Origin of the sequence: Hydrogenophaga sp., from assembly GCF_036675665.1 — a bacterium.
In the GTDB taxonomy this organism is placed as follows: Bacteria; Pseudomonadota; Gammaproteobacteria; order Burkholderiales; family Burkholderiaceae_C; genus Hydrogenophaga.
In genome coordinates, this window is sequence record NZ_JAKFEO010000006.1 from 170,879 (window position 1) to 195,027 (window position 24,149).

The following is a 24,149-nucleotide window of genomic DNA, read 5'->3' on the forward strand; positions in this document are numbered from 1 at the left end:
AGTGAACGAAAAAAACAGCCTGTTGGCCGAATATGAAGGTGTCGTCTCCGGTCATCGGGATGGCCATGGTTTTGTGGTCCGCGACGATGGGCAGGCCGATATATATCTGCCTTCCAACGAGATGCGGGCGGTCCTGCACAAGGACCGGGTCAAGGCTCGCATCGTGCGTCTGGACCGCAAGGGCCGCCCCGAAGGACGCGTGACGGAAATCGTTGAACGCTCCGATTCCCCCATCATCGGCCGCCTGCTCCAGGAGAGCGGTGTGTGGTTGGTGGCGCCCGAAGACAAGCGCTATGGACAGGACGTGTTGATCCCCAAGGGCGCCACCGGTTCGGCAAAGCCGGGCCAAGTGGTGGTGGTGCAACTCACCGAGCCACCAGCGCTGTACGGGCAGCCGGTGGGACGCGTGAAGGAAGTGCTGGGCGAGATCGACGACCCCGGCATGGAGATCGAGATTGCGGTGCGCAAGTACGGTGTGCCTCACGAGTTCTCGGATGCCGCCATGGCGCAGGCACGTGCACTACCCGACCATGTGCGCGCAGCCGATCACAAGGACCGTGTTGATCTGCGCGATGTGCCCCTGGTCACCATTGACGGTGAAGACGCGCGCGACTTCGACGACGCGGTGTATTGCGAGCCGGCAAAGGTCGGCAAGGGCAAAGGCTGGCGTTTGCTGGTTGCCATCGCCGATGTGAGCAACTATGTTCAGACCGGCTCGGCCATCGACATCGATGCATACGACCGCGCGACCTCCGTGTACTTCCCGCGCCGCGTGATCCCCATGCTGCCGGAGAAGCTCTCCAACGGCCTGTGTTCGCTCAACCCGGGCGTGGAGCGCCTGTGCATGGTGTGTGACATGCTGGTCAACGCCAAGGGCGAGGTCCATGCCTATCAGTTTTACCCAGCGGTGATGTTCAGTCACGCGCGCTTCACCTACACCGAAGTGGCGGCCATCCTGCAGAACACGCGCGGTCCCGAGGCGAGTCAGCGCAAGGCACTGGTGCCTTATCTGCTCAATCTTCACGACGTGTACCGCGCGCTCCTGGCAGCACGTGGCGAGCGTGGTGCGGTTGACTTCGAGACCACCGAAACGCAGATCGTCTGCGATGAGTCGGGTCGCATCGAAAAGATCATTCCGCGCACCCGCAACGACGCCCACAAGGTGATTGAAGAAGCGATGCTGGCGGCCAATGTCTGCTCCGCCGACTTCATCAGCGAAGGCAAGCACACTGGCCTGTTTCGCGTGCACGAAGGCCCGACGCCCGAGAAGCAGGAGATCCTGCGCAATTACCTCAAGGCCATGGGCGTGTCGCAGACGATTGGCGACAACCCCAAGCCGGCCGACTTCCAGAAGATCGCGGCCGCCACCAAGGACCGGCCCGAGTCGCAACAGATCCACACCATGCTGCTGCGATCCATGCAGCAGGCCATCTACACGCCGATCAACAGCGGTCACTTTGGCCTGGCCTTCGAGGCCTACACGCACTTCACCAGCCCGATCCGCCGCTATCCCGACTTGCTGGTGCACCGCGTGATCAAGGCGATCCTGGCGCGCAAGCGCTATGAGTTGCCCGCGCTGCCCACACCGGGCGAGGCCCATGCCAAGCTGAGCAAACGCCTGGCCAGTCGGGCCAAGCCGTTGGCGGTGGGCGAGGTGGCGAAGAAGCCTTCGGTCGATACGCTGGCCTGGCAGGCCGCCGGTCTGCACTGCAGCGCCAACGAGCGCCGCGCCGATGAGGCCAGCCGCGACGTGGAGGCCTGGCTCAAGTGCAAATACATGCGCGAGCACCTGGGCGAGGAGTTCAGCGGTGTCGTGAGTTCGGTGACCAGCTTCGGACTGTTCGTGACGCTCGACGCCATGTACGTTGAAGGGCTGGTCCACATCACAGAGCTCGGTGGCGAGTACTTCCGCTTCGACGAAGCGCGACAGGAATTGCGCGGCGAGCGAACGGGCATTCGTTATGCCCTGGGCACGCGCGTGCAGGTGCAGGTGAGCCGGGTGGACCTGGATGGTCGTCGCATCGACTTCCGCCTTGTCAGTGGCGACGACGACCTGGTGCTGCGAGCCATGCGCGACAAGACGGGTCAAGCTGGCCCGGCAGACGGGGCCACAGGCGCGGGGCGTGGGGGCAAATCCCATCGAGGGCGCGGCTCGGAGGTCGCGCCTTCGGGCCGTCAGGAGCGCGCGCCGCGCGCTCCTGCGATGGAAGTCAAGGAAGCGGTGAAAAAGGCCGCGGGCAAGAAGTCGGACCGCGGTGGTGCGCGCAGCACCGCCAATCAGCCACGCAAGAGCCGCCGTTGAAGGGCCAGCACACCGTGAGCAATGCTCCAAAGAAGACCCCCGCCAGGTCTGCCGCGCTGGAAATCCCCTCCACCAGCCGTGTGCGTTCGCGGCCGGTGAAGACTGCTGCGCCCAAAGTTCCCCCCAAGCCCACCGAGCGCCCGCTGCGCATTGGCGTGTCGGCCCGGCTGCTGTACCAGGTGCCGCTTGAACTGGGGTTTCGCAACAAGAACCTTCAATACATCGAGCAGTCGCTGGCGCACTGGATCATGGAGCACGGGGCCATTGCGTTCATGGTGCCCGCCGTCGCGCACGACAGCAAGCACGCTGCTCGCCACCTCAAAGTGGAGCATGTGGTGCAGGAGCTCGATGCGTTGGTGTTGCAGGGCGGTGCCGATGTGGCGCCTCAGACCTACGGGCAGATGCCGATCGACCCGCGCTGGCACGGCGACGTGGTGCGCGACAAATACGAACTGGCGCTGCTCAGAGCCTTTCTGACACAGAAAAAGCCGGTGCTGGGCGTGTGCCGGGGCGCACAGCTGCTCAACGTGGCGTTTGGCGGCACCCTGTACCAGGACATCCCCACACAGTGCCCGGCGGCGCATGCCCATGTGGATACCGATCTGTACGACCAGCTCGAACACGATGTGACCTTTCTGCAGGGCACCGCGCTGACCAAGCTGTACCCCAATGCGTCTCAGTTGCGGGTGACCAGCATCCACCACCAGGCGGTCGCCGAACTCGGCAAGGGCATGGTGGTGGAGGCGGTCTCGACGCTCGACGGCCTGGTGGAGGCGATCCGCTGGACCGGTGACGCTTACGCCCGAGGTGTTCAATGGCATCCGGAGTTCCATCACGGGCGGCACGCGCTCGCCGACAGCTCGCCGATCATGCTGGACTTCCTGGAGGCGTCTCGCGCAGCGGCCATGGAGCGGCTGGCTGCGGGCCGCGAGTCCGATCCACGCGTGCCTCGCCCGCCCCTGCGGTTGGCCGCCGCTTGACCCACGCATCGGCTCGCCCGTTTCTCGCACTCACAACACACCAGCAACGCATGCGCATCATCTTCTTTCTGCTCGAAACACTGTTCTTTTTCCTGATGGCGATGGCTTTGTTGCGCGCCTGGATGAACCACTTGCGCGTGCACATGTCGGCCCAGCCCGGGCGCTTTGCGATTGCCGTGACCGATTGGCTGGTCCAACCGGTGCGGCGCATCCTGCCGCGTGCGTTGGCGCAGAGCCGCATCGACTGGGGCAGCCTTCTGTCTGCCCTGCTGCTGGCCTTGGCCTATGGCGGCATCTGGCTGATGCTGGCAACCGGTGTGTCGGAGGTCTCGGCCTCGCCGGCCACCTGGGTGCTCACCATCCTGACCATGGCCCTGCGCATTCTGGTGCGCACGCTCCTGCAGGGCCTGATGATCCTGTTGATCGGCTACGCCATCCTGTCGTGGGTGCAGCCGCAGTCGCCCGTGATGATTACGCTGGATCGCCTGTGTGCGCCTTTGCTGCGCCCGATCCGCCGTGTGATTCCGCTCGTGGGCGGTGTCGATCTGTCCGTGTTGGTGCTCATCATCCTGCTGCAGGTCGGACTGATGATCCTGGGCTGATCGCCCTTCACGTCAGCCGACGGGTCTGGCGCGCAAGGCGAGTTCGCCTGCCACCAGCGACGGACGCCGGGTCCTCGACTCTTCGCTGTCATCCCAGTGATCCGCCAGCCAACCGTGCTGGAGCACCGCGCTTGCCACCCGGTCCAGCGCCGCTCCGGTCGACGAGGCCGGCCGCGCCAAGGCACTGCCGATCATGCCCGCCAGTACGTCGCCGGTGCCCGCCGTGGCGAGCGCGGCGTTGCCAGTGGGATTGATGCGTGTGGTCTCGTTCGGAGCGGCGATCACCGTGCCCGAACCCTTGAGCACGCACACGGCGCCAAACTGCGCGGCGATGGTTTGCGCGGCCTGCAGGCGGTCGATCATGACCTGGGCGGTGTCGGTGCCGAGCAGCCGCGCTGCTTCCAGCGGATGCGGGGTGAGCACGGTGATCCAGCCGCGTCCCTGGCGGTGTGTCAATTGTGCTTGCAGGCTGGCGTCTTGTGCGATGGCGTTGAGCGCATCGGCGTCCAGCACCAAGCTGGTGGCGCTGGACAGTAGGCGGGGAAGCATTGCCGCCACTGCCGCTCCGCCGCCACAACCGCAGACCACACTGGCTTGACGCAGCAGGGGCGTGTCCAGCCAGGCGTCGGGTCTGCGAAACATGAGTTCGGGGCACACAGGGTCCCAGGTGGTTTCGCTTGGCGAACCGGCTTCCAGCAGCCCGACGAACACCCTTCCTGCGCCGGCATGCAACGCCGCGCGGGCTGCCAGCACCGCCGCGCCCGTCATGCCCGCACCGTTCGTGGCCACGCCTTGTCCACCGATGACCACCACATCACCAAAGCTGCCTTTGTGGCTTGCGTGCGGCATGGACGTCTTGGCGCCGACATGTGCCGCACGGCCGGACAGCCAGGCCGCCGGGCGCACGTCGGCAGCGGGCATCACGCCCAGATCGTCGAACCAGATCTGACCCGCAGCATCTCGCCCCTGCCCGGTGAACAACCCCGGTTTCAAGGTCAGCAACGACAGGGTGTGGCGAGCTCCAGTTCCAGTCCGCGTGACGGGGGGGCCGTCGTGCTCGATCGCTGCCAGCGCACCGGTGTCGGCGTGCAGGCCGCTGGGCAGGTCAACGCACAACACCGGCGCAGCGCTGGAGCGCAGCCTGGCCAGCCAGGTGGCGAGCGGTCCTCTCAGTGGACGCATGGTGCCGATGCCCAGCAGCGCGTCGATCGCAAGGTCGGCTTCATCTGGTGGGGCGGAATGGAAAACAACGCCCGCGGCTTGCGCGGCGACCAGTGCCTGGCGTGCGTCTGGAGGCAGGCGCGCGGGGTCGGCGCCTTCGGCCACCGCATGGGTCACCACCACGCGCAGGGCGCTGCCCGATTGGCGCGCCCAGGCGTGCAGGTGCGTGGCGGCCACCAGGCCATCACCACCGTTGTTGCCAGGGCCACACGCCACCCAGATGCAGCGGGCATGCGGCGCCAGCGCCCGAGCGAGCCGCGCGAGCGCCAGGCCCGCTCGCGCCATCAGCGCGTGGTGGGGCAGGGTGGCCTGGGCGGCTTGCTCGATGGCCTGCGTGGCCGCCGTGTCAAAGAGCGGCTCAAGTCGATCGTTGTTGATGATTCGCATGGGCCCCAGTCTGGCTCAAAGTCCGTAGCGTTGGGGCGAACAAGTGGCCAGATCGATGTCGGGTGCGCGGCCTTCGATGCGGTCGGCCAGCGCCCTCGCGGCGCCACATGCCACGGACCACCCGGCTTGTCCGTGACCCAGGTTCAGCCAGATGCCGGGCAACCGGCTCGCGCCGATCAGCGGCATGCCGTCGGGCAGCGTGGCCTGAACACCACGCCATTCCTGCACGCTGCCGGCCGGTCCGCCCAGGCGGACAGCGCCCGGAAACCAGTCGGAGAGCGCGCGGTACAAGCGTTGCAGTCCGGCTTTTGACGGTGGGCCGGATTTGCCTCCCCACTCGGCTCCGCCGGCCACGCGCACACGCTGGCCCAAGCGGGCGATGGAGATGCCGTACCGCGCATCCAGTACCGCCGATTGCGGCGCATCCATGGGTTCGCGCACCGCAGCACTCAGCGAATGGCCGACCACCGATTGCATTGGCAATTTCAAACCCAACGGTGAGAGCATGCCGGCAGCGGCCACGCCAGCGCAGACCAAGACCGCATCGAAGCGCTGAGCCGTGTCGTTCGGGTTTTCGCCGGAGGGGTGGGAGGCGGTGTGGGTGAGTGTCAGGTTCACACCCGCATTCAATTGCGGTTCGATGCGGCTGACGATGGTGTTGAACTCGAAGCGGCAGCCCATCCGTTGAGTCTGGGCGCGCAACAACACGGCGAATTCCCTGCAATTGGCCACAGCCTCCCCGCCGAGCTCAACAGCACCGTGCAGTGGCGTTTCGGCGTTGAGCGCGGGCTCCAGGGCCCGTGCCTCATCGGCCGAGAGCATCTTGGGCGTCAGCCCGAGGTCGCGCAGTTGCTGCAATGGGGCTTCGGCCACGGCGGCTTCCGGCTCGCTGCGCAACAGCACCAGCATGCCGTGGCTGCGATCGTGTTCAAACTGGTACCGGTCGGTGATCGCTTGCTGCCGCTCCTGGCTGTAGCGCACCCAACGGTGAATCTGCGCATGGTTCGACAGCATCCGCGAACCCTGGCTGGCACGCCGCCATTGCCATAGCCAGCTCCATTCGCCCCCACTGGGCAGGCGCGACAGTTGGAGGCCGACTCCGCTGGCGGACCAAGGCCATGCAAGGCGCCGGTGGTCATGGGCCCACGGCGCCGTCCAGCCAGGGGCGATGAGCGCTCCATTGGCAAAGCTGGCTTCCTCGGCCACCGTGCTGCGCCGCTCGAAGACCGTGACCTCGTGGCCGTCCTGTGACAACTCGTGCGCGCAGGCAATACCCACGACACCCGCTCCTACGATCGCGATTTTCAAACATGGCTCCCTGAAAACTGCATTCTGCCGGCGAGCGGCAGGCGCTGCTCAAAGCTCAAGGCGCTTGGCACGGTGTCAGGCATGGACGGAGGCACGCAAAGTCCCCGGGCGGCGCACAACTGGCACGCCCGGTGGGGGTGGCTGAAGGAAAGGATCAGACTGCTATAATCGACAGGCTTTGCGGGTGATGGGCGGTACAACAACCTCACCAGCCTCGCAAGGCAAATCGCAAACCAGCCCAACCGGGTGTCGTCTGCGGCGACCGAATCAGAAGCGATTGGGTGGCCATCAGGTGATCGGGGCTGGATTTTAGACTCAACCTCTGGAAAGTTAACTCATGTCTATCTCCATGCGCGAAATGCTGGAAGCCGGTGTCCATTTCGGTCACCAAACCCGCTTCTGGAACCCCAAGATGGCTCCGTACATCTTCGGTCACCGCAACAAAATCCACATCGTCAACCTCGAAAAGACGCTGCCCCTGTTTGAAGATGCAGCCAAGTTCGTGCGCCAGCTCTCCGCCAACCGCGGCACCATCCTGATGGTGGGCACCAAGCGCCAGTCGCGCGACATCGTGGCCCAGGAAGCCCGCCGCGCCGGCGTGCCATTCGTCGACCAGCGCTGGCTCGGCGGCATGCTCACCAACTTCAAGACCGTCAAGACCTCGATCAAGCGTCTGAAGGACATGCAAGCCCAGAAAGAAGGCGGCCTGGACAGCATGACCAAGAAGGAGCAACTGACCTTCTCCCGCGAAATGGAAAAGCTGGAAAAGGACATCGGCGGCATTCAGGACATGACGGCCCTGCCCGACGCCATCTTCGTGATCGACGTGGGCTTCCACAAGATCGCCGTGCTCGAAGCGCAGAAGCTGGGCATCCCGCTGGTGGGCGTGGTGGATACCAACCACTCGCCAGTAGGCATTGACTACGTGATCCCCGGCAACGATGACTCGGCACGCGCCGTGGCTCTGTATGCCCGTGGCATCGCCGACGCCATCCTCGAAGGCCGCAGCAACGCCGTCAACGATGTCGTGAAGGCTGTTGCCGCCGAAGGCACCGACGAGTTCGTCGAAGTCAAGGAAAACACCGCCGCTTGAAGGCACTGCTCCCATGAAAGAGGGGCTCATGAGCCCCTTTTTCACACCGAAAACCGATCATTGAACATGGCCGATCTCACCCACCAGCGTGAGGCGGCGCCAAGGAGAACACAGATGGCAATTACCGCAAGCATGGTCGCCGAACTGCGCGCCAAGACCGACGCTCCCATGATGGAGTGCAAGAAAGCCCTGACCGAAGCCGAAGGCGACATGGCCAAGGCCGAAGAGCTGTTGCGCGTCAAGCTCGGCACCAAGGCCGGCAAGGCCGCCAGCCGCGTGACGGCTGAAGGCGTCGTGGCCAGCTTCATCGAAGGCACCACCGGCGGCCTGATCGAAGTCAACTGCGAAACCGACTTCGTCACCAAGAACGACAGCTTCCTGGCCCTGGCCAACGCTGCCGCTCAGCTCGTGGCCAAGCACCAGCCGGCCGATGTCGCCGCGCTGGGCGCGCTGCCTTACAGCCAGGACGGCTTCGGCCCCACTCTGGAAGACGTGCGCAAGGGCCTGATCGGCAAGATCGGCGAGAACATGTCGTTCCGCCGCTTCAAGGCCTACAGCGGCTCGACGAAGTTGGCCGGCTACCTGCACGGCACCCGCATCGGTGTGGTGGTGGAGTTTGACGGCGCAGACGCCGCTGCCAAGGACGTCGCCATGCACGTGGCCGCCATGAAGCCCGTCGCCCTGACCAGCAATGACGTACCCGCCGAGTTCATCGAGCGCGAGCGCTCGGTGGCCACGGCCAAGGCCGATGAGGCCAACAAGGAGCTGGTGGCCGCCGGCAAGCCGGCACAGAGCGCCGAGATCGTGGCCAAGCGCATCGACGGCGCTGTTCAGAAGTACCTCAAGGAAGTGTCGCTGTTCAACCAGCCCTTCGTGAAGAACGACAAGCAGACCGTCGAGGCCATGCTCAAGGCCGTGGGTACCACGGTCAAGGGTTTCACCCTCTATGTGGTGGGCGAGGGCATCGAGAAGAAAGTGGACGATTTCGCTGCCGAAGTGGCTGCCCAAGTCGCCGCCGCCAAGGGCGCCTGAGCGTTCTGTTGTGGCAGCCGTTGCTGCCCTGAACAAGACAACGGGCCGCAAGGCCCGTTGTCTTGTGTGTAACCGGCACCGAAGGGTAGTGGCTCCTCGGTACACTTGTCGGTTGAATTTTGTGTTTTCGCTTCCTGAAAGTTGTCACATGCCTGCCTACAAACGGATTCTGTTGAAGTTGTCGGGTGAAGCCCTCATGGGCGACGACGCCTTCGGCATCAATCGGGCCACCATCGTGCGCATGGTGGAAGAAATCGCAGAAGTCACCCGCCTGGGCGTGCAGGTGGCCATCGTCATCGGTGGTGGCAACATCTTCCGTGGCGTGGCGGGTGGTTCGGTCGGCATGGACCGCGCCACCGCCGACTACATGGGCATGCTGGCCACCGTGATGAACTCGCTGGCGCTGGCCGATACCATGGACAAGGCTGGTCTGGTGGCCCGCGTGATGTCGGCCATCGCCATCGAGCAGGTGGTCGAGCCCTATGTGCGTCCGAAGGCGCTGCAGTATCTGGAGGAGGGCAAGGTAGTGGTGTTTGCCGCCGGCACGGGCAACCCGTTTTTCACCACCGACACGGCCGCAGCCTTGCGCGGCGCCGAAATCGGCGCCGAGATCGTGCTCAAGGCCACCAAGGTGGACGGTGTGTACAGCGCAGACCCCAACAAGGACCCCACCGCCACCCGATACGCCTCGATCACCTTTGACGAAGCCATGCAGAAGAACCTGCAGGTCATGGACGCCACTGCCTTCGCGCTGTGCCGCGATCAGAAGCTGCCGGTGAAGGTGTTTTCGATTTTCAAGCCCGGTGCATTGCGCGATGTGGTGATGGGCAAGGACGAAGGCACGCTGGTTCACGTGTGACGCCCCAAGGCGCGCACCACTTGCTGAAATGAGGAGTTTTCATGAGCGTTGATGACATTCGCAAAACCGCCGAGCACAAGATGATGCAGTCGGTCGAAGCGTTCAAGAACGGATTGACCAAGATCCGCACCGGTCGCCCCAACCCCGCGCTGCTCGACACCGTGCACGTGGACTATTACGGCTCCATGCTGCCGCTGTCCCAGGTGGCCAACCTCACCTTGCTCGATTCACGCACGATTGGCGTGGCGCCCTGGGAAAAGGGCATGGGAGCCAAGATCGAGAAAGCGATTCGCGAGTCCGACCTGGGTTTGAACCCTTCGAGTCAGGGTGATTTGATCCGCGTTCCCATGCCGCCCATGACCGAAGAGCGCCGCAAGGAACTCACCAAGGTCGTGCGCGGGGATGGCGAGGCCGCCAAGATCGCCATCCGCAACCTGCGGCGCGATGCCAACGAACAGGTGAAGAAGCTGGTGAAGGAGAAACTGGCCTCCGAAGACGACGATCGCCGTTCGCAGGAAGACATCCAGAAGCTCACCGACCGTGTCATCAACGAGGTGGACCGACTCGTGGCCGGCAAGGAGCAGGACATCATGGCGGTCTGACCGCAGACCTGTCGGCAACCCCACGCACCTTAACCATGTCCCAGACCAGTTCCACACCAGACGTACCCGCGGCCTCGATGCCCCGCCACGTCGCGATCGTGATGGACGGCAACGGCCGGTGGGCGCAGAAGCGCTGGTTGCCTCGCGTGGCCGGACACAAACAGGGTGTTGAAGCTCTGCGCCGCGTCGTCAAGGCGTGCCTGGAGCGGGGTGTGTCCGTGCTGACGGTGTTCGCGTTCTCTTCTGAAAACTGGAACCGCCCGGTGGAGGAGGTTTCCAGCCTGATGGACTTGCTGGTGCTGGCGCTCTCGCGAGAGGTGCCCTCGCTGAGCGGCAATGGCGTACGTCTGCACTTTCCCGGTGATCGCCGTGGGCTGTCCAACCGCGTTGTGCAAGGCCTGATGGTTGCCGAGCGCGACACGGCTCACAACGACAAGCTCGTGCTCAATGTCTGCTTCAACTACGGCGGACGCTGGGACGTGGCGCAGGCCGCCCAGCGGCTGGCCGCGCAAGGGCGCGAGATCACTGAGGCAAGCCTCAACGGTGAGCTGGCCCTCGCGCACGTGCCCGACCCCGACCTCCTGATCCGCACCGGCGGCGAGCTGCGCATCAGCAACTTCCTGCTATGGCAGGCGGCATACACCGAATTGGTGTTCACCCCATGCCTGTGGCCGGACTTCGACGCAGCGGAGTTGGACCGAGCCCTGCTGGAGTACGCCAACCGCGAGCGCCGCTTCGGTCAGACGTCGGAGCAAGTCGGCCATGCAGAGCCCCTGTTGGTGGGTGGCGACCGACATGCTTAGACAGCGTGTCATCACCGCCTTGCTGCTGCTGGCGGTCCTGTTGCCTGCGCTGTTTTATCCCTCCATCGAACCCTTTGCGGTCCTCACGCTGCTGCTGATCGTGGCGGCAGGGTGGGAGTGGTCGCGTCTCAATGGGGTGGGCTCGCGTCCTGCGCTCGCGTTCGGTCTGGGTCTGGGTGTGGTCATGGCGGCCCTCTGGCTATCGGGCGGTCTGAACCAATCCTGGCGCGCCTTGTGGATCGGCGTCGGGGCACTTTGGGTCGTGTTGTCCATGGCCATGCTCGCACGCGGTGTGTCGGGCTGGAGTGCATGGCCTGCGGGTCTGCGCCTGTGGTTGGGCCTGGCCCTGATCGGTTGCGCGTGGCTCGCCATGGTGCAGGCTCGTCTCATGGGATTGGGCTTTCTGCTGTCGGTGCTGCTGCTGGTGTGGATGGCCGACATCGCTGCCTACTTCGGAGGCAAGGCATTCGGGCGGCGCAAGCTCGCTCCCACCATCAGCCCGGGCAAATCGTGGGAAGGCGCCATCAGCGGTTTCATCGGCGTGTTCGTGCTGGCGGCAGCGTGGCTCTGGGTCGACGCCAAAGGCATGGACAACGCGACCAGCCTGTTTGCCCGACTTTGGGCCTTCGGGCCGCTGCTGGCCGTGTTGTCATTGGCCTTCATGGTGGCCATGAGCGTGGTCGGTGACTTGGTGGAGTCCCTGGTCAAGCGCAGCGCCGGTGTGAAAGATTCCAGCAACCTGCTGCCCGGCCACGGCGGTGTGCTCGACCGCGTGGACGCCTTGCTGCCTGTGTTGCCGTTGGCGATGATGCTCTCCACGCTCTGATATTCATGAACGCCACGCAGTCCATCACCATTCTGGGGTCCACCGGGTCGATCGGCACAAGCACGCTGGACGTGCTGGCCCGCCACCCCGACCGCTACCGCGTGTTTGCCCTCACGGCGTCCACACAGGTCGATCTGATGCTGGCGCAGTGCCAGCAGTTCGCCCCACGGTATGCCGTGATGGTGAGCCCGGCACACGCCAGGCAGTTGGCCGATCGGGTGCGAGAGCTCGGTCTGAAGGTGCAGGTGCTCTCGGGTGCGCAGGCCTTGTGTGACGTGTGCATCGATGCCGAGGTGGATGCGGTCATGGCCGCCATCGTGGGGGCAGCCGGTCTGGCGCCCAGCCTGGCGGCGGCGCGCGCGGGCAAAAAACTGCTGCTGGCCAACAAGGAAGCCCTGGTAGTGGGCGGCGCGCTGTTCATGCAGGCGGTGCGCGATGGCGGCGCCACGCTGCTTCCCATCGACAGCGAGCACTCCGCTGTCTTCCAGTCGCTGCCTGAAGACCCGGCGTCTTGGTCGCGTCGTGTGGAGAAGATCGTCTTGACAGCGTCCGGTGGACCGTTTCGCACGCGCGACCCTCAGACCCTGGCACAGGTGACCCCCAATGAAGCCTGCGCGCACCCCAACTGGGTGATGGGGCGCAAGATATCGGTCGACTCGGCGACCATGATGAACAAGGCGCTTGAAGTGATCGAGGCCTGTTATCTCTTTGGCCTGCCATCGGCGCAGATCGAGGTGGTGATCCACCCGCAAAGCGTGATCCACTCGATGGTTCAGTACAACGACGGCTCGGTGGTTGCGCAACTCGGCACGCCCGATATGCGGGTCCCGATTGCCTATGGTCTGGCCTGGCCCGAGCGCATTTCATCGGGCGCCGCTGCGCTGGATTTCAGCACCTTGGGAGCGTTGACATTCGAGAAACCCGACGACCTGCGTTTTCCGGGGCTTCAACTTGCGTGGGACTCTCTCAACGGCCCGATCGGGACGACCGCGGTGCTCAATGCGGCCAACGAGGTGGCTGTGGCGGCGTTTCTTGATCAGCGGTTGCGCTTTGACCAGATCCACGTCATCAACGATGCAACTTTGCAGGCACTGGTGCCCTCCAAGCCCAACGACTTGCCCGACTTGCTGGCCATCGACCAGCAGGCGCGCCAACTGGCACAAGCCCAGGTCGAGCGCCTGTCTCGCTGACCGCGTTGACGCACAGGTGCTGAAGCACGCGTTTTTCAACTTCACGACCCGCCTACCATGCTTACACTCGTTGCTTTTGTGGTTGCCCTCGGCCTGCTGATTGCAGTGCACGAATACGGGCACTACCGCGTGGCCGTGGCCTGTGGCGTGAAGGTGCTGCGGTTCTCGGTGGGTTTCGGAAAACCGCTGCTGACGTGGCGCAAGAAGGGCAACCCGACCGAGTTCGTGCTGTGTGCCTTGCCGTTGGGTGGGTACGTGCGCATGCTGGACGAACGTGAGGCGCCGGTCGACGCGGCGGAGCGCCACCTCGCTTTCAACACCCAGCCCCTGCGCTCGCGCGCAGCCATCGTTGCCGCCGGCCCTGCGGCCAATCTGCTGTTGGCCGTGTTGCTGTATGCGGTGGTGAACTGGAGTGGCGTCGAAGAACCCAAGCCCGTGTTGGCCAGCCCGGCAGTGGGCTCACTGGCTGCGGCGGCTGGGCTGCGGGGTGGCGAATGGGTGTCTCAGGCCGGAGCCGATGAAGACAGTCTCACTGACGTAGGCTCTTTCGAAGACCTGCGCTGGCGTCTGACCCAGGCCGCCCTGTCGAGTGAAGACATGACATTGCGAGTCAGCAACCAGGAGGGCGGAGTGCCCCGTTCGGTGCTGCTGCCCCTGGCCCAGCTCGATGTGCGCGAGGCCGATGCCAGCCTGTTCCAGAAGATCGGCATCACCGGACCCTGGACGCAACCTGTGGTGGGTGAGGTGATGGCGGGTGGCGCCGCCGCAGCCGCCGGATTGCAGCCCGGAGACACCGTTCGCAGCGTGGATGGCGCTGCCGTGTCCGATGGCCAGCGTCTGCGCGCGTTGATCCGCGCGTCCACCGGCCCCGTCGGTGAAGCCCGCGAACAGCAATGGGTCGTGGAGCGCGGGGGGCAGACCGTCCATCTGATGGTCAAACCGGTTCCTGAATTGCAAGGCGATGCGTGGGTGGGACGCATTGGAGCCTACGTCGGTGCCGCACCCGAGATGATGACGGTGCGCCATGGGCCGGTCGACGGTTTGCTCAAGGGCGTGGTGCGCACCTGGGAGGTTTCGTGGCTCACGCTGAAGATGATGGGTCGCATGCTGATCGGCGAAGCGTCGGTCAAGAACCTCAGCGGGCCGCTGACAATCGCCGACTACGCTGGCAAATCGGCCAGCCTGGGCATCACCTCTTACATCCTGTTTCTGGCTCTCATCAGCGTGAGTCTGGGGGTGCTGAATCTGCTGCCGCTGCCGGTCTTGGACGGTGGGCACCTGATGTATTATCTTTGGGAGGGTGTGACCGGTCGCAGCGTGTCTGACGTTTGGATGGAGCGCCTGCAACGCGGTGGTGTCGTGGTTCTCATGGCGCTCATGTCCGTTGCCTTGTTCAATGATGTGGCCCGCTTGGCTGGCTGAACACTTTTCCTCATGACAAAAAACAAAAACGGTCTGCGTGGCCTGACCCTTTCAGCGCTCGCGGCCGCCTTGCTGAGCGCTTTGCCCGCCTGGGCCGTCGATCCATTCACCTTGCGCGACATCCGCGTGGAGGGACTGCAGCGGGTTGAACCCGGCACGGTGTTCGCATCGCTGCCGTTCCGCATTGGTGACCAGTACAGCGATGACAAAGGTTCAACCGCGATCCGTTCGCTGTTTGGCTTGGGGTTGTTCAGCGACATCCGCCTTCAGATCAATGGTGACGTGCTGGTGGTGATCGTGGAAGAGCGGCCCACAGTGGCCGATGTGAGCTTCTCCGGCATCAAGGAATTCGACAACGACGTGCTGACCAAGGCACTGCGCGACATCGGGCTGACCGAGGGCCGCCCGTTCGACAAGGCGCTGGCCGACCGTGCCGAGCAGGAACTCAAGCGCCAGTACATCAGCAAGAGCATGTATGCAGCCCAAGTGGTGACCACGGTCACGCCGGGTGAGCGCAACCGGGTCAACCTCAATTTCAGCGTGGTCGAAGGCGATGTCGCCAAGATCAAGGAAATCCGGATCGTGGGCAACCAGGCCTTTTCCGAATCGACCCTGCGCAACCTGTTCGACCTCGACACCGGTGGCTGGCTGAGCTGGTACACGAAGTCCGACCGTTACTCGCGTGCCAAGCTCAACGCCGACATCGAAACACTGCGCTCGTATTACCTCACCCGAGGCTACCTTGAGTTCCGTATCGACTCCACGCAGGTCGCCATCTCGCCTGACAAGCAGGACATGTCGATCACGCTGAACATCACTGAGGGCAACCGCTACGTGGTGTCGTCGGTGGCGCTGGAGGGTGAGTACCTGGGCAAGGAAGAAGAGTTCAAGTCCCTGGTGACCCTGCGTGCCGGTGAACCCTACAACTCCGAAGACGTCACCAGCACCGTGAAGGCATTCACCGATTACTTCGGTGCCTTCGGATACGCCTTCGCGCAGGTGGAAGCCACTCCTGAGATCGATCGTGTCAACAAGCGCGTCTCGTTCGTGGTGCGCGGCCAGCCGGCCCGGCGCGTGTATGTGCGCCGCATCAACGTCGAAGGCAACAACCGCACGCGCGATGAAGTCGTGCGCCGCGAATTCCGCCAGCTCGAATCGGCCTGGTACGACAGCGATCGTATCCGCCTGTCCCGCGATCGCGTGGACCGCCTGGGTTTCTTCACCGAGGTCGGGATCGACACGCAGCCGGTGCCGGGCTCGCCAGACCAGGTGGACCTCACCATTTCGGTGGTGGAAAAGCCCACCGGCAACCTGTCGTTGGGCGCGGGCTACTCGCAAGCGGAGGAGTTGTCGATCATCGCCGGCATTCGCCAGGAGAACGTGTTCGGTTCGGGCAACTACCTCGGCATCGACATCAACACCAGCAAGTTCAACCGGCAGTTGGTGGTCAGCACGGTGGATCCGTATTTCACACCCGACGGCATCTCGCGCAGCATCGACGCCTACTACCGAACAACGCGGCCCTACGACACCCAGTCGGAGACGGGTGACTACCGCTTGATCACCAAGGGTCTGTCGATCCGGTTTGGTGTGCCTTTCACGGAGGCCGACACGGTGTTCTTCGGTGCGGGTGTGGAGCAGACGACGATTGAACCGGGCATTTTCCTGCCGGATGCGTACCGGGACTATCGCGACCAGTTTGGCGAAACCAGCAACACCTTGCCCTTGACGGTGGGTTGGTCGCGCGATACCCGCGACAGTGCTTTGGTGCCCACCCGTGGCCGTCTCCAGCGTTTCAACACCGAACTCGGTGTGGCGGGCGATGCCCGCTACGTCAAGGCGAACTACCAGTTCCAGCAGTACTTTCCACTGAGCAAGCAATACACCCTGGCCCTGAACAGCGAGTTGGGTTTCGGCAAAGGCCTGGGTGGACGCCCCTATCCCGTGTTCAAGAACTTCTTTGGAGGTGGTCTGGGCTCGGTGCGCGGCTTCGAACAGGGCACCCTCGGTCCGAGTTCACCCGTCACGGGATCCTCGGAGACTGTCAACATCGGCGGCAATCGCAGCATCGCCCTCAATGCCGAATTCATCACCCCGTTCCCCGGCGCCGGCAACGACCGCAGCCTGCGCATGTTCGGGTTTGTGGACGTAGGCAACGTGTTCGGTGAGAACGATACACGCCCGAATGCCAAAGACCTGCGTGCCTCAGTGGGCGTGGGCCTGAGCTGGATTTCGCCTGTCGGTCCGCTCAGATTCGCCATCGCCAACCCCATTCGGAAGTTCACCGGCGATAAAATCCAGAAATTCCAGTTTCAGATCGGAACCTCCTTTTGATGAAGACACTTACCAGCCTGTTCAACCGCAAGACGCTCGTTGCCGTGGCCTTGGGGCTCGCAACGCTCGGCGTTGCTGCGCAAGACCTGCGCATCGGCTTCGTGAACCTGGAGCGCATCTTGCGCGACTCCAACTCGGCCAAGGCCGCGCAGACCAAACTCGAGCAGGAATTCTCCCGCCGCGAGAAAGAGGTGCAGGCATTGGCAGCTCAGCTCAAGACGGCGTCAGAGAAGTTCGAGCGCGAAGCGCCCACGCTGCCTGACAGCCAGCGTACCGCGCGCCAGCGACAACTGGTTGACCAGGATCGCGAATTTCAGCGCAAGCAGCGCGAGTTCCAGGAAGACCTGAACATGCGCAAGAACGAAGAGCTGCAAAGCGTTCTGGAACGCGCCAACCGCATCATCCGTCAGGTGGCCGAGGCGGAGAAATTCGACCTGGTCCTCCAGGAGGCGGTCTACATCAACCCCAAGCACGACATCACCGACAAGGTGCTCAGCGGCTTGAACGGCGCCAAGTAAGCCGCAGGAACCGGGTGTGTCGAGACCACTGGGCTCCATTGTCGAAGCCCTCGGTGGTGAACTCGTCGGCTCACCCGAGCTGACCATCCGCCGGCTGGCCCCACTGGCCACGGCCGAGCCCGATGCACTGGCCTTTGTTTCACACGCCCGCTACGCATCGCAAATTGCCACCACGCGCGCAGCAGGGCTGATCGTTCCGCCGTCCCTGCGCGGTGCTGCCAGTGAGCGCGGTGCGTGCATCGTCACCGACGATCCTTACCTGTACTTTGCCCGTCTTACGCAGTGGTGGCGACGGGAGCATGCGCCCGCGTCGCTCGCCGGCATCCATTCGACCGCTGCGGTTCATCCAACTGCCGAGTTGGCGTCAGGCGTCGAGGTCGGTGCGTTTGCGGTCATCGCTGCCGGCGTTCGCGTTGGCCCAGGCGTTCGCATCGGGGCGCACAGCGTTCTCGGCGAGCATGCGCATGTGGGTGCGAACACCCAGTTGCACCCGCGCGTGACGGTGGGAGAGCGCTGCACCTTGGGTGAGCGTTGTGTGGTGCATTCCGGCGTGGTCATCGGAGCGGACGGTTTCGGCTTCGCGCCGCACCAAGGTGAGTGGATCAAGATCGAGCAACTTGGCGCTGTGCGCATTGGCAACGACGTCGAGATAGGCGCCAACACCTGCATCGACCGCGGCGCGCTGGACGACACCGTGATCGAGGACGGCGTGAAGCTCGACAACCTGATCCAGATCGGTCACAACGTGCACGTGGGTGCCCGCACGGCCATGGCTGGGTGCGTGGGGGTGGCGGGCAGTGCCACCATCGGCGCGGGCTGCACCATCGGAGGTGGCGCTGTGGTGCTGGGCCATTTGAAGCTGGCCGACGGCGTGCATGTGTCCGCGGCCTCGGTCGTCACCCGCTCCTTGCTCAAGCCCGGTCACTACACCGGCATGTTTCCCATCGACGACAATGCGAACTGGGAAAAAAATGCTGCATCGCTCAAGCAGCTCAACCGCATTCGCGAACGCCTCAAGGTGGCGGAACAAGCGATCGAACAAGCCCTCCAGAACAACACAAAGCCATGATGGACATTCACCAGATTCTCAAGCAATTGCCCCACCGCTATCCGTTCCTGCTGGTGGACCGGGTGCTCGAGCTTGAAAAAGGCAAGAGCATCAAGGCGCTCAAAAACGTGACCATCAACGAGCCGTTTTTCGTCGGGCACTTCCCGCACCGCCCGGTGATGCCGGGTGTGTTGATGCTTGAGGCCATGGCGCAGGTCGCTGCCTTGCTGGCTTTCGACACCCTGGGCGTGACGCCGGACGACAAGACGGTGTACTACTTCGCCGGCATCGACGGCGCGCGTTTCAAGCGACCGGTGGAGCCGGGCGATCAGTTGGTGATGGACGTGACGCTGGACCGCATGAAGGCCGGCATCTTCAAGTTCAAGGGCATCACCCGCGTGGGCGAGCAGGTGGCGTGCGAAGCGGAGCTGATGTGCACCATGCGCACCATCGCCTGACGGTGGGGGAGGGCGCTCTGTGTCTCTGATTCACCCCACCGCGCTGGTGGACCCGGCTGCCGAACTCGACAGTTCGGTCGCGATCGGCCCCTACACCGTGATCGGTCCGAACGTGAAGGTCGGCGCGGGGACCACGATCGGGGCGCATTGCGTGATCGAGGGCCATACCACCATCGGACGTGACAACCGCATCTTCCAGTTCAACTCGCTGGGCGCGGTGCCGCAGGACAAGAAATACGCTGGTGAACCGTGTGAGCTCATCATCGGTGACCGCAACACCGTTCGCGAGTTCTGCACCTTCAATATTGGCTCGCCTGGGGATCGCGCGAAAACCCAGGTCGGCAACGACAACTGGATCATGGCTTACGTGCACCTGGCGCACGATTGCCTGGTGGGCAACCACACCATCTTCGCCAACAACTCCCAACTCGCAGGCCATGTGGTGGTGGACGATTGGGTGATCCTCGGCGGCTTCACCGTGGTGCACCAGTTCGTGCGCGTCGGTGCCCACGCCATGACGGCCATGTGCTCGCTGCTGTTCGCCGATCTGCCGCCGTTCGTGATGTGTCAGGGTCAACCGGCCCAGGCGCGCTCCATGAACTTCGAAGGTCTGCGCCGCCGCGGTTTTTCACCCGAGCGCATTGCCGCCGTGAAGGCCATGCACAAGGCGCTGTACCGTGAGGACTTGAAGCTGGAGCAGTCGGTGGAACGCATCCGGGCCCTGGCCGACAAGACGCCAGAAGCTGCGCCCGACGTCGAGATGATGTTGAGCTTCTTGGACCAGGTGTCGCCCCAGCGCGGCATCGTGCGCTGATTCCGACATGAAGTCTTCAAAGCGTTTTGCCCTGGTGGCGGGCGAAACGTCGGGCGATCTGCTGGCGGGATTGTTGCTCGGTGGGGTGCGGCAGCGCTGGCCCGATCTGAAGTCGTTCGGCATTGGCGGCCAGCAGATGGCGGCCCAGGGTTTCGAGGCCTGGTGGCCCAGCGAAAAGCTGGCGGTGCGCGGGTACGTCGAGGTGCTGCGCCACTACCGGGAGATCGTCGGCATCCGTGCGCAATTGCAGCAGCGCCTGTTGTCCAGCGACCGGCCCGACGTGTTCATCGGCGTCGACGCACCCGACTTCAATCTGGATCTGGAAGCCAGCCTGAAGGCCAGCGGCGTGCGCACCGTGCATTTCGTGTGCCCGTCTGTCTGGGCCTGGCGCGCCGAGCGGGTCGACAAGATCCGGCGCAGCGCCGACCATGTTCTGTGCATCTTCCCGTTTGAACCCGGGCTGCTGGCCCGGCATGACATCGCCTCGACCTACGTGGGTCATCCCCTGGCCAATGTGATACCCCTGACGCCGGACCGAGCTGCCGCCAGGGTCGCCCTGGGTCTGCGCGATGAAGACACCGTGGTGGCGATCCTGCCGGGCAGCCGAGCCTCCGAGGTGCAGTACCTTGCCCAAGTGTTTTTCGAAGCCGCCGTGCGCCTGCGCAGCGAACGGCCGGGCATCCGGTTCGTGGTGCCGGCCGTGCCGGCACTGCGCGAGCGCATCGAGGGCGCTGCCCGCAGCGCCGGTCTGGGTGCCGAGCTACAAGTGATTGCCGGCCAGTCACACATGGCGTTGGCCGCCTGTGACGTGACCTTGATCGCCAGCGGCACGGCCACGCTGGAGGCGGCACTGTTCAAGCGCCCGATGGTGATTGCGTACAACATGAACTGGCTGTCGTGGCAGATCATGCGGCGCAAGCAACTGCAGCCCTGGGTGGGCCTGCCCAACATTCTGTGTGGCGAATTTGTGGTGCCGGAGTTCCTCCAAGAGGCGGCGTCGCCCCAGGCGCTGGCTCGAAGCGTGCTGGACTGGCTCGACGCGCCTGCGAAAATCGGGGCCTTGCAACAGCGCTTCACGGCGCTGCACCACACCTTGCGGCGCGATACCGCCCAACTGGCTACCGATGCGATCGAAAAAGTTCTTGAAAGCTGAGCAGGCCCACCTGGCCTGGCATGTGCCCGGTCTGGTGGCCGGGGTGGACGAAGCCGGGCGCGGCCCGCTGGCCGGGCCTGTGGTGGCCGCGGCCGTGATTCTGGACGACCGCTCGCCCATCAAGGGGCTGGCCGATTCGAAGCAGCTCACCGCGTTGCGCCGCGAGCGCCTCTATGACGAAATCCGCGCCAAGGCGCTCTGCTGCAGTGTTGCGCAGGCCTCTGTGGAGGAGATCGACCAGCTCAACATCCTGCAGGCCACCATGTTGGCCATGCGCCGCGCGGTGCTGGGACTGCGCCTGAAACCCACCAAGGTGCTGGTGGACGGCAACCGCCTGCCGGCGCTGGACGTGCTGGCCGAGGCCATTGTTTCGGGCGATGCGCTGGTGCACTGCATTTCTGCGGCCTCCATCCTGGCCAAGGTCACGCGCGATCGGCTGCTGTGTGAACTGCATTTGCAGCACCCTGAATACGGATTCGATCGCCACAAGGGTTACGGTACGGCCGAACACCTGCGTGCGTTGCAGGAGCACGGGGCGTTGACGATGCATCGGCGAACGTTTGCGCCGGTGGCGCGGGTACTCGCCCAGGCAGTGTTGACGGGAGCGCACCCCCTTGAGTGAACCCACCACCATCACCTCGCGCGACAACCCGCTGCTCAAGCGCCTGCGCGTGCTGGCGCAGGACAACACGGCCTACCGCAAACAGGGACAGGTCTGGCTTGAGGGTGACCACCTCTGCCGGGCCCTGCTCGCGCGCGGTCACCGGCCCGCCATGGCCGTGTTCACCGAGGACGCCTGGGCCCAGGCCCCGCACGACTTGCGCGACGCGTCCGACCACAACGTGACCGTGCCGCGCGCGCTCATGGCGTCCATCAGCGGTCTTGAGTCGCCGGCTGGCGTGGGCTTCGTGTGGGATCTGCCCAGATCCACCGCGCTGGACCCAGGCCAGGCCGCCGTGGTGCTGGACTGTCTGCAGGACGCCGGCAACGTGGGCTCCATCCTGCGCAGCGCGGCGGCGTTCGGTTTTGGCCAAGTGCTCGCGCTCAAGGGCACGGCTGCGCTCTGGTCGCCCAAGGTGCTGCGTGCAGGCATGGGTGCGCACTTTGCCTTGCGCCTCGTTGAGGGCCTGACGGTGGGCGATCTCGTCGCGCTGGAGGTTCCGCTGCTGGTGACCAGCTCGCACGAGGGGAATCTGCTGCACCAGGCCGCTTTGCCATGGCCGTGCGGTTGGGTGCTCGGGCACGAGGGGCAGGGCGTGAGCGCCGCCTTGCAGGCCATGGCCTCGCAAGCGGTGCGCATTGGGCAGCCAGGTGGTGAAGAGTCGCTCAATGTGGCCGCTGCCGCCGCCATCTGCCTGCACGCGAGCGCGACAGCCGCGACATAGGCGTGGGGCCAGCAGATCCGGCGCCGGGCCGCCCCAAGCCGGATCAGCCCCCTTGGGGGGCAGCGGACCTCGCGCAGCGGGGGAGCGTGGGGGCCAGCATATAATTCCGGGGTTTACCCGCAATCAGCGCGACGCGCGCTCACCCCGGTTCCTCACCCCAGGTTTTGTCCGTCCGGGCCCCCAGTCGATGCGGGGCGGGGCGGGTGCGAAGCCTGCGCGGCACCAACCGCCGGTGGCCTGCGTTTCGCCCCACTTCTGGAGTCCCATCCGTGCTTCCCGTCCACCCGAAAGCCCTTCTCGCGCTCGCCGACGGCACGGTCTTTACAGGCGTCTCCATCGGCGCCACCGGTCAGACCACGGGTGAGGTCGTGTTCAACACCTCGCTCACCGGCTACCAGGAAATCCTCACCGATCCGAGTTACTGCCAGCAGATCGTGACCCTCACGTATCCGCACATCGGCAACACCGGCATCAACGCTGAAGACGTCGAAGCCAGCCGCATCCACGCCGCTGGCCTGATCATCAAAGACCTGCCCCTGCTGGCCTCCAACTTCCGCAGCACCGAAACCCTCTCGCACTACCTGCAGCGCGAAGGCACGGTCGCCATTGCCGACCTCGACACCCGCGCCCTCACGCGCCGCCTGCGCACTCATGGCGCGCAGAACGGCTGCATTGTGGCCCTGCCCGCCGGCACCACCATCACCGAGGCCGACCGCGCCGCAGCCGTGGCCGCCGCCAAAGCCGCACCCAACATGGCGGGGCAGGATCTGGCCAAGGTGGTCTCGGCCACCGAGCCCTACGCCTGGACGCAGACCGAGTGGCAGCTCGGATTTGGCTACGGCGAGCAGATCGCACCGCGCTTCCACGTGGTGGCCTACGACTTCGGCGTGAAGAACAACATCCTGCGCATGTTGGCGCAGCGCGGCTGCAAGATCACCGTGGTGCCGGCTCAGACGCCCGCATCCGACGTGTTCAAGCTCAAGCCCAACGGCGTGTTCCTCTCCAACGGCCCAGGCGACCCGGAGCCTTGCGACTACGCGATCGCTGCCACGCGCGAGATCATCGAGGCCGGTGTGCCCACGTTTGGCATCTGCCTGGGCCATCAGATCCTGGCGCTGGCCAGCGGCGCCAAGACCTTCAAGATGAAGTTCGGTCACCACGGTGCCAACCACCCGGTGAAAGACCTCGACAACGGCCGCGTCTCCATCACCAGCCAGAACCACGGCTTCGCGGTGGACGAAAGAAACCTGCCCACCACGCTGCGCGCCACCCACGTGAGCCTGTTCGACGGCACGCTGCAGGGCCTGGCCCGCACCGACAGGCCCGCGTTCTGCTTCCAGGGCCACCCCGAGGCTTCGCCCGGTCCGCACGACATCGGCTACCTGTTCGACCGTTTCATCGATCTCATGCAGGCCCGCGTGCCCGCTACCGCCTGAGGCCGTCGCAATGAAGCTCTTCAGTTTTCCAGTGTTCGCCATCGAGAAAGCCATCGGCAAGCGCATGCTGACGCTGGAGGCTCCGCACAAGGACTGGTTCGCCCAGCGCTGGGCACAGAAGCCCTACCGCAAGGCGTTCCTGGAAAACAAGGCCATGCCGCTGGTGACGCTGCTGGCCAAGGGCAAAACCTGGGACGACGAGACCTTCAACACCGAACTGGCTGCCTGGGACGCGCGCTTTTACGACGCCGAAGTCGAGGTGCTGCGTCCCTTGATCGAAGGCGACGGCCTGCTGCAGCTGATGCAGAAAAACGTGCCGGCCGAGCGACTGCAGGCCTTGCTGAACACACTGGATACCCAGCGCCAGGCCTGAGAG

General features: G+C 64.6%; 23 protein-coding genes. 21 read left to right on the forward strand and 2 right to left on the reverse strand.

Translation table 11 applies throughout. The annotated features are described in order from the left end of the window. Position 1 precedes the first annotated feature (1 nt). From rnr to V6M63_RS01280, 3 genes are read left to right on the forward strand one after another with little or no spacing between them, the layout of a single operon-like run. Positions 2-2,302, forward strand: a complete 2,301-nt coding sequence (gene rnr, locus V6M63_RS01270; protein ID WP_332738680.1) for a ribonuclease R — start codon at positions 2-4, stop codon at positions 2,300-2,302. A gap of 14 nt (positions 2,303-2,316) precedes the next feature. After that, positions 2,317-3,282, forward strand: a complete 966-nt coding sequence (locus tag V6M63_RS01275; RefSeq protein ID WP_332738682.1) for a gamma-glutamyl-gamma-aminobutyrate hydrolase family protein — start codon at positions 2,317-2,319, stop codon at positions 3,280-3,282. Between the two features lie 50 nt (positions 3,283-3,332). Further along, positions 3,333-3,884 (forward strand): YggT family protein, encoded by a 552-nt coding sequence (locus V6M63_RS01280; RefSeq protein WP_332738684.1) that lies wholly within the window; start codon positions 3,333-3,335, stop codon positions 3,882-3,884. A gap of 12 nt (positions 3,885-3,896) precedes the next feature. Here V6M63_RS01280 and V6M63_RS01285 read toward each other — a convergent pair whose 3' ends face one another. Then, entirely contained in the window at positions 3,897-5,492 is a 1,596-nt protein-coding gene (locus tag V6M63_RS01285) for an NAD(P)H-hydrate dehydratase (RefSeq protein WP_332738686.1), read from the reverse strand. Between the two features lie 15 nt (positions 5,493-5,507). Continuing rightward, complete coding sequence (locus V6M63_RS01290; RefSeq protein ID WP_332738688.1) at positions 5,508-6,800, reverse strand: FAD-dependent oxidoreductase; 1,293 nt, start codon at positions 6,798-6,800, stop codon at positions 5,508-5,510. 337 nt (positions 6,801-7,137) lie between these two features. Between V6M63_RS01290 and rpsB the strand changes: the two genes are divergently transcribed. The 18 genes from rpsB to V6M63_RS01380 all read left to right on the forward strand — a co-directional run bounded on the left by rpsB (position 7,138) and on the right by V6M63_RS01380 (position 24,146). Next, positions 7,138-7,893 (forward strand): 30S ribosomal protein S2, encoded by a 756-nt coding sequence (rpsB, locus tag V6M63_RS01295; protein ID WP_056277823.1) that lies wholly within the window; start codon positions 7,138-7,140, stop codon positions 7,891-7,893. A gap of 114 nt (positions 7,894-8,007) precedes the next feature. Next, positions 8,008-8,925: a translation elongation factor Ts gene (gene tsf / locus V6M63_RS01300; protein WP_332738690.1), complete on the forward strand. Its 918-nt coding sequence runs from the start codon at positions 8,008-8,010 to the stop codon at positions 8,923-8,925. A gap of 148 nt (positions 8,926-9,073) precedes the next feature. Continuing rightward, positions 9,074-9,784: a UMP kinase gene (pyrH, locus tag V6M63_RS01305; RefSeq protein WP_291217465.1), complete on the forward strand. Its 711-nt coding sequence runs from the start codon at positions 9,074-9,076 to the stop codon at positions 9,782-9,784. A gap of 41 nt (positions 9,785-9,825) precedes the next feature. Beyond that, positions 9,826-10,386, forward strand: a complete 561-nt coding sequence (gene frr / locus V6M63_RS01310; protein WP_056277813.1) for a ribosome recycling factor — start codon at positions 9,826-9,828, stop codon at positions 10,384-10,386. Positions 10,387-10,421: 35 nt separating this feature from the next. Then, positions 10,422-11,189, forward strand: a complete 768-nt coding sequence (uppS, locus tag V6M63_RS01315; RefSeq protein WP_332738696.1) for a polyprenyl diphosphate synthase — start codon at positions 10,422-10,424, stop codon at positions 11,187-11,189. Then, positions 11,182-12,015, forward strand: a complete 834-nt coding sequence (locus V6M63_RS01320; RefSeq protein ID WP_332738699.1) for a phosphatidate cytidylyltransferase — start codon at positions 11,182-11,184, stop codon at positions 12,013-12,015. Before uppS ends, V6M63_RS01320 begins: the two co-directional genes overlap by 8 nt. A gap of 5 nt (positions 12,016-12,020) precedes the next feature. Beyond that, positions 12,021-13,205 carry a 1-deoxy-D-xylulose-5-phosphate reductoisomerase gene (gene ispC, locus V6M63_RS01325; RefSeq protein ID WP_332738701.1) on the forward strand — a complete coding sequence of 395 codons (1,185 nt, stop codon included), beginning with the start codon at positions 12,021-12,023 and terminating at the stop codon, positions 13,203-13,205. A gap of 57 nt (positions 13,206-13,262) precedes the next feature. Next, positions 13,263-14,627 (forward strand): RIP metalloprotease RseP, encoded by a 1,365-nt coding sequence (gene rseP / locus V6M63_RS01330; protein WP_332738703.1) that lies wholly within the window; start codon positions 13,263-13,265, stop codon positions 14,625-14,627. 12 nt (positions 14,628-14,639) lie between these two features. Further along, entirely contained in the window at positions 14,640-16,961 is a 2,322-nt protein-coding gene (bamA, locus tag V6M63_RS01335) for an outer membrane protein assembly factor BamA (RefSeq protein ID WP_332738705.1), read from the forward strand. Beyond that, positions 16,961-17,479 (forward strand): OmpH family outer membrane protein, encoded by a 519-nt coding sequence (locus V6M63_RS01340; RefSeq protein ID WP_332738707.1) that lies wholly within the window; start codon positions 16,961-16,963, stop codon positions 17,477-17,479. Before bamA ends, V6M63_RS01340 begins: the two co-directional genes overlap by 1 nt. A gap of 16 nt (positions 17,480-17,495) precedes the next feature. After that, entirely contained in the window at positions 17,496-18,548 is a 1,053-nt protein-coding gene (gene lpxD, locus V6M63_RS01345) for a UDP-3-O-(3-hydroxymyristoyl)glucosamine N-acyltransferase (RefSeq protein WP_332738709.1), read from the forward strand. Further along, positions 18,545-18,985, forward strand: a complete 441-nt coding sequence (gene fabZ, locus V6M63_RS01350; RefSeq protein ID WP_291080031.1) for a 3-hydroxyacyl-ACP dehydratase FabZ — start codon at positions 18,545-18,547, stop codon at positions 18,983-18,985. The genes lpxD and fabZ overlap by 4 nt, the downstream gene beginning before the upstream one ends. Positions 18,986-19,004: 19 nt before the next feature. Continuing rightward, complete coding sequence (gene lpxA, locus V6M63_RS01355) at positions 19,005-19,799, forward strand: acyl-ACP--UDP-N-acetylglucosamine O-acyltransferase (RefSeq protein WP_332738714.1); 795 nt, start codon at positions 19,005-19,007, stop codon at positions 19,797-19,799. Positions 19,800-19,806: 7 nt separating this feature from the next. Further along, positions 19,807-20,952 (forward strand): lipid-A-disaccharide synthase, encoded by a 1,146-nt coding sequence (gene lpxB / locus V6M63_RS01360; RefSeq protein ID WP_332738716.1) that lies wholly within the window; start codon positions 19,807-19,809, stop codon positions 20,950-20,952. Next, positions 20,924-21,574 carry a ribonuclease HII gene (gene rnhB / locus V6M63_RS01365; RefSeq protein ID WP_332738719.1) on the forward strand — a complete coding sequence of 217 codons (651 nt, stop codon included), beginning with the start codon at positions 20,924-20,926 and terminating at the stop codon, positions 21,572-21,574. Before lpxB ends, rnhB begins: the two co-directional genes overlap by 29 nt. Further along, the gene (locus V6M63_RS01370; RefSeq protein WP_332738721.1) at positions 21,567-22,337 is read left to right on the forward strand and encodes a TrmH family RNA methyltransferase; all 771 of its coding nucleotides are present in this window, start codon (positions 21,567-21,569) and stop codon (positions 22,335-22,337) included. The genes rnhB and V6M63_RS01370 overlap by 8 nt, the downstream gene beginning before the upstream one ends. Before the next feature lie 269 nt (positions 22,338-22,606). Then, positions 22,607-23,773: a glutamine-hydrolyzing carbamoyl-phosphate synthase small subunit gene (gene carA, locus V6M63_RS01375; RefSeq protein ID WP_332738723.1), complete on the forward strand. Its 1,167-nt coding sequence runs from the start codon at positions 22,607-22,609 to the stop codon at positions 23,771-23,773. A gap of 10 nt (positions 23,774-23,783) precedes the next feature. Continuing rightward, complete coding sequence (locus V6M63_RS01380; RefSeq protein WP_300652166.1) at positions 23,784-24,146, forward strand: hypothetical protein; 363 nt, start codon at positions 23,784-23,786, stop codon at positions 24,144-24,146. Positions 24,147-24,149: the final 3 nt, after the last annotated feature.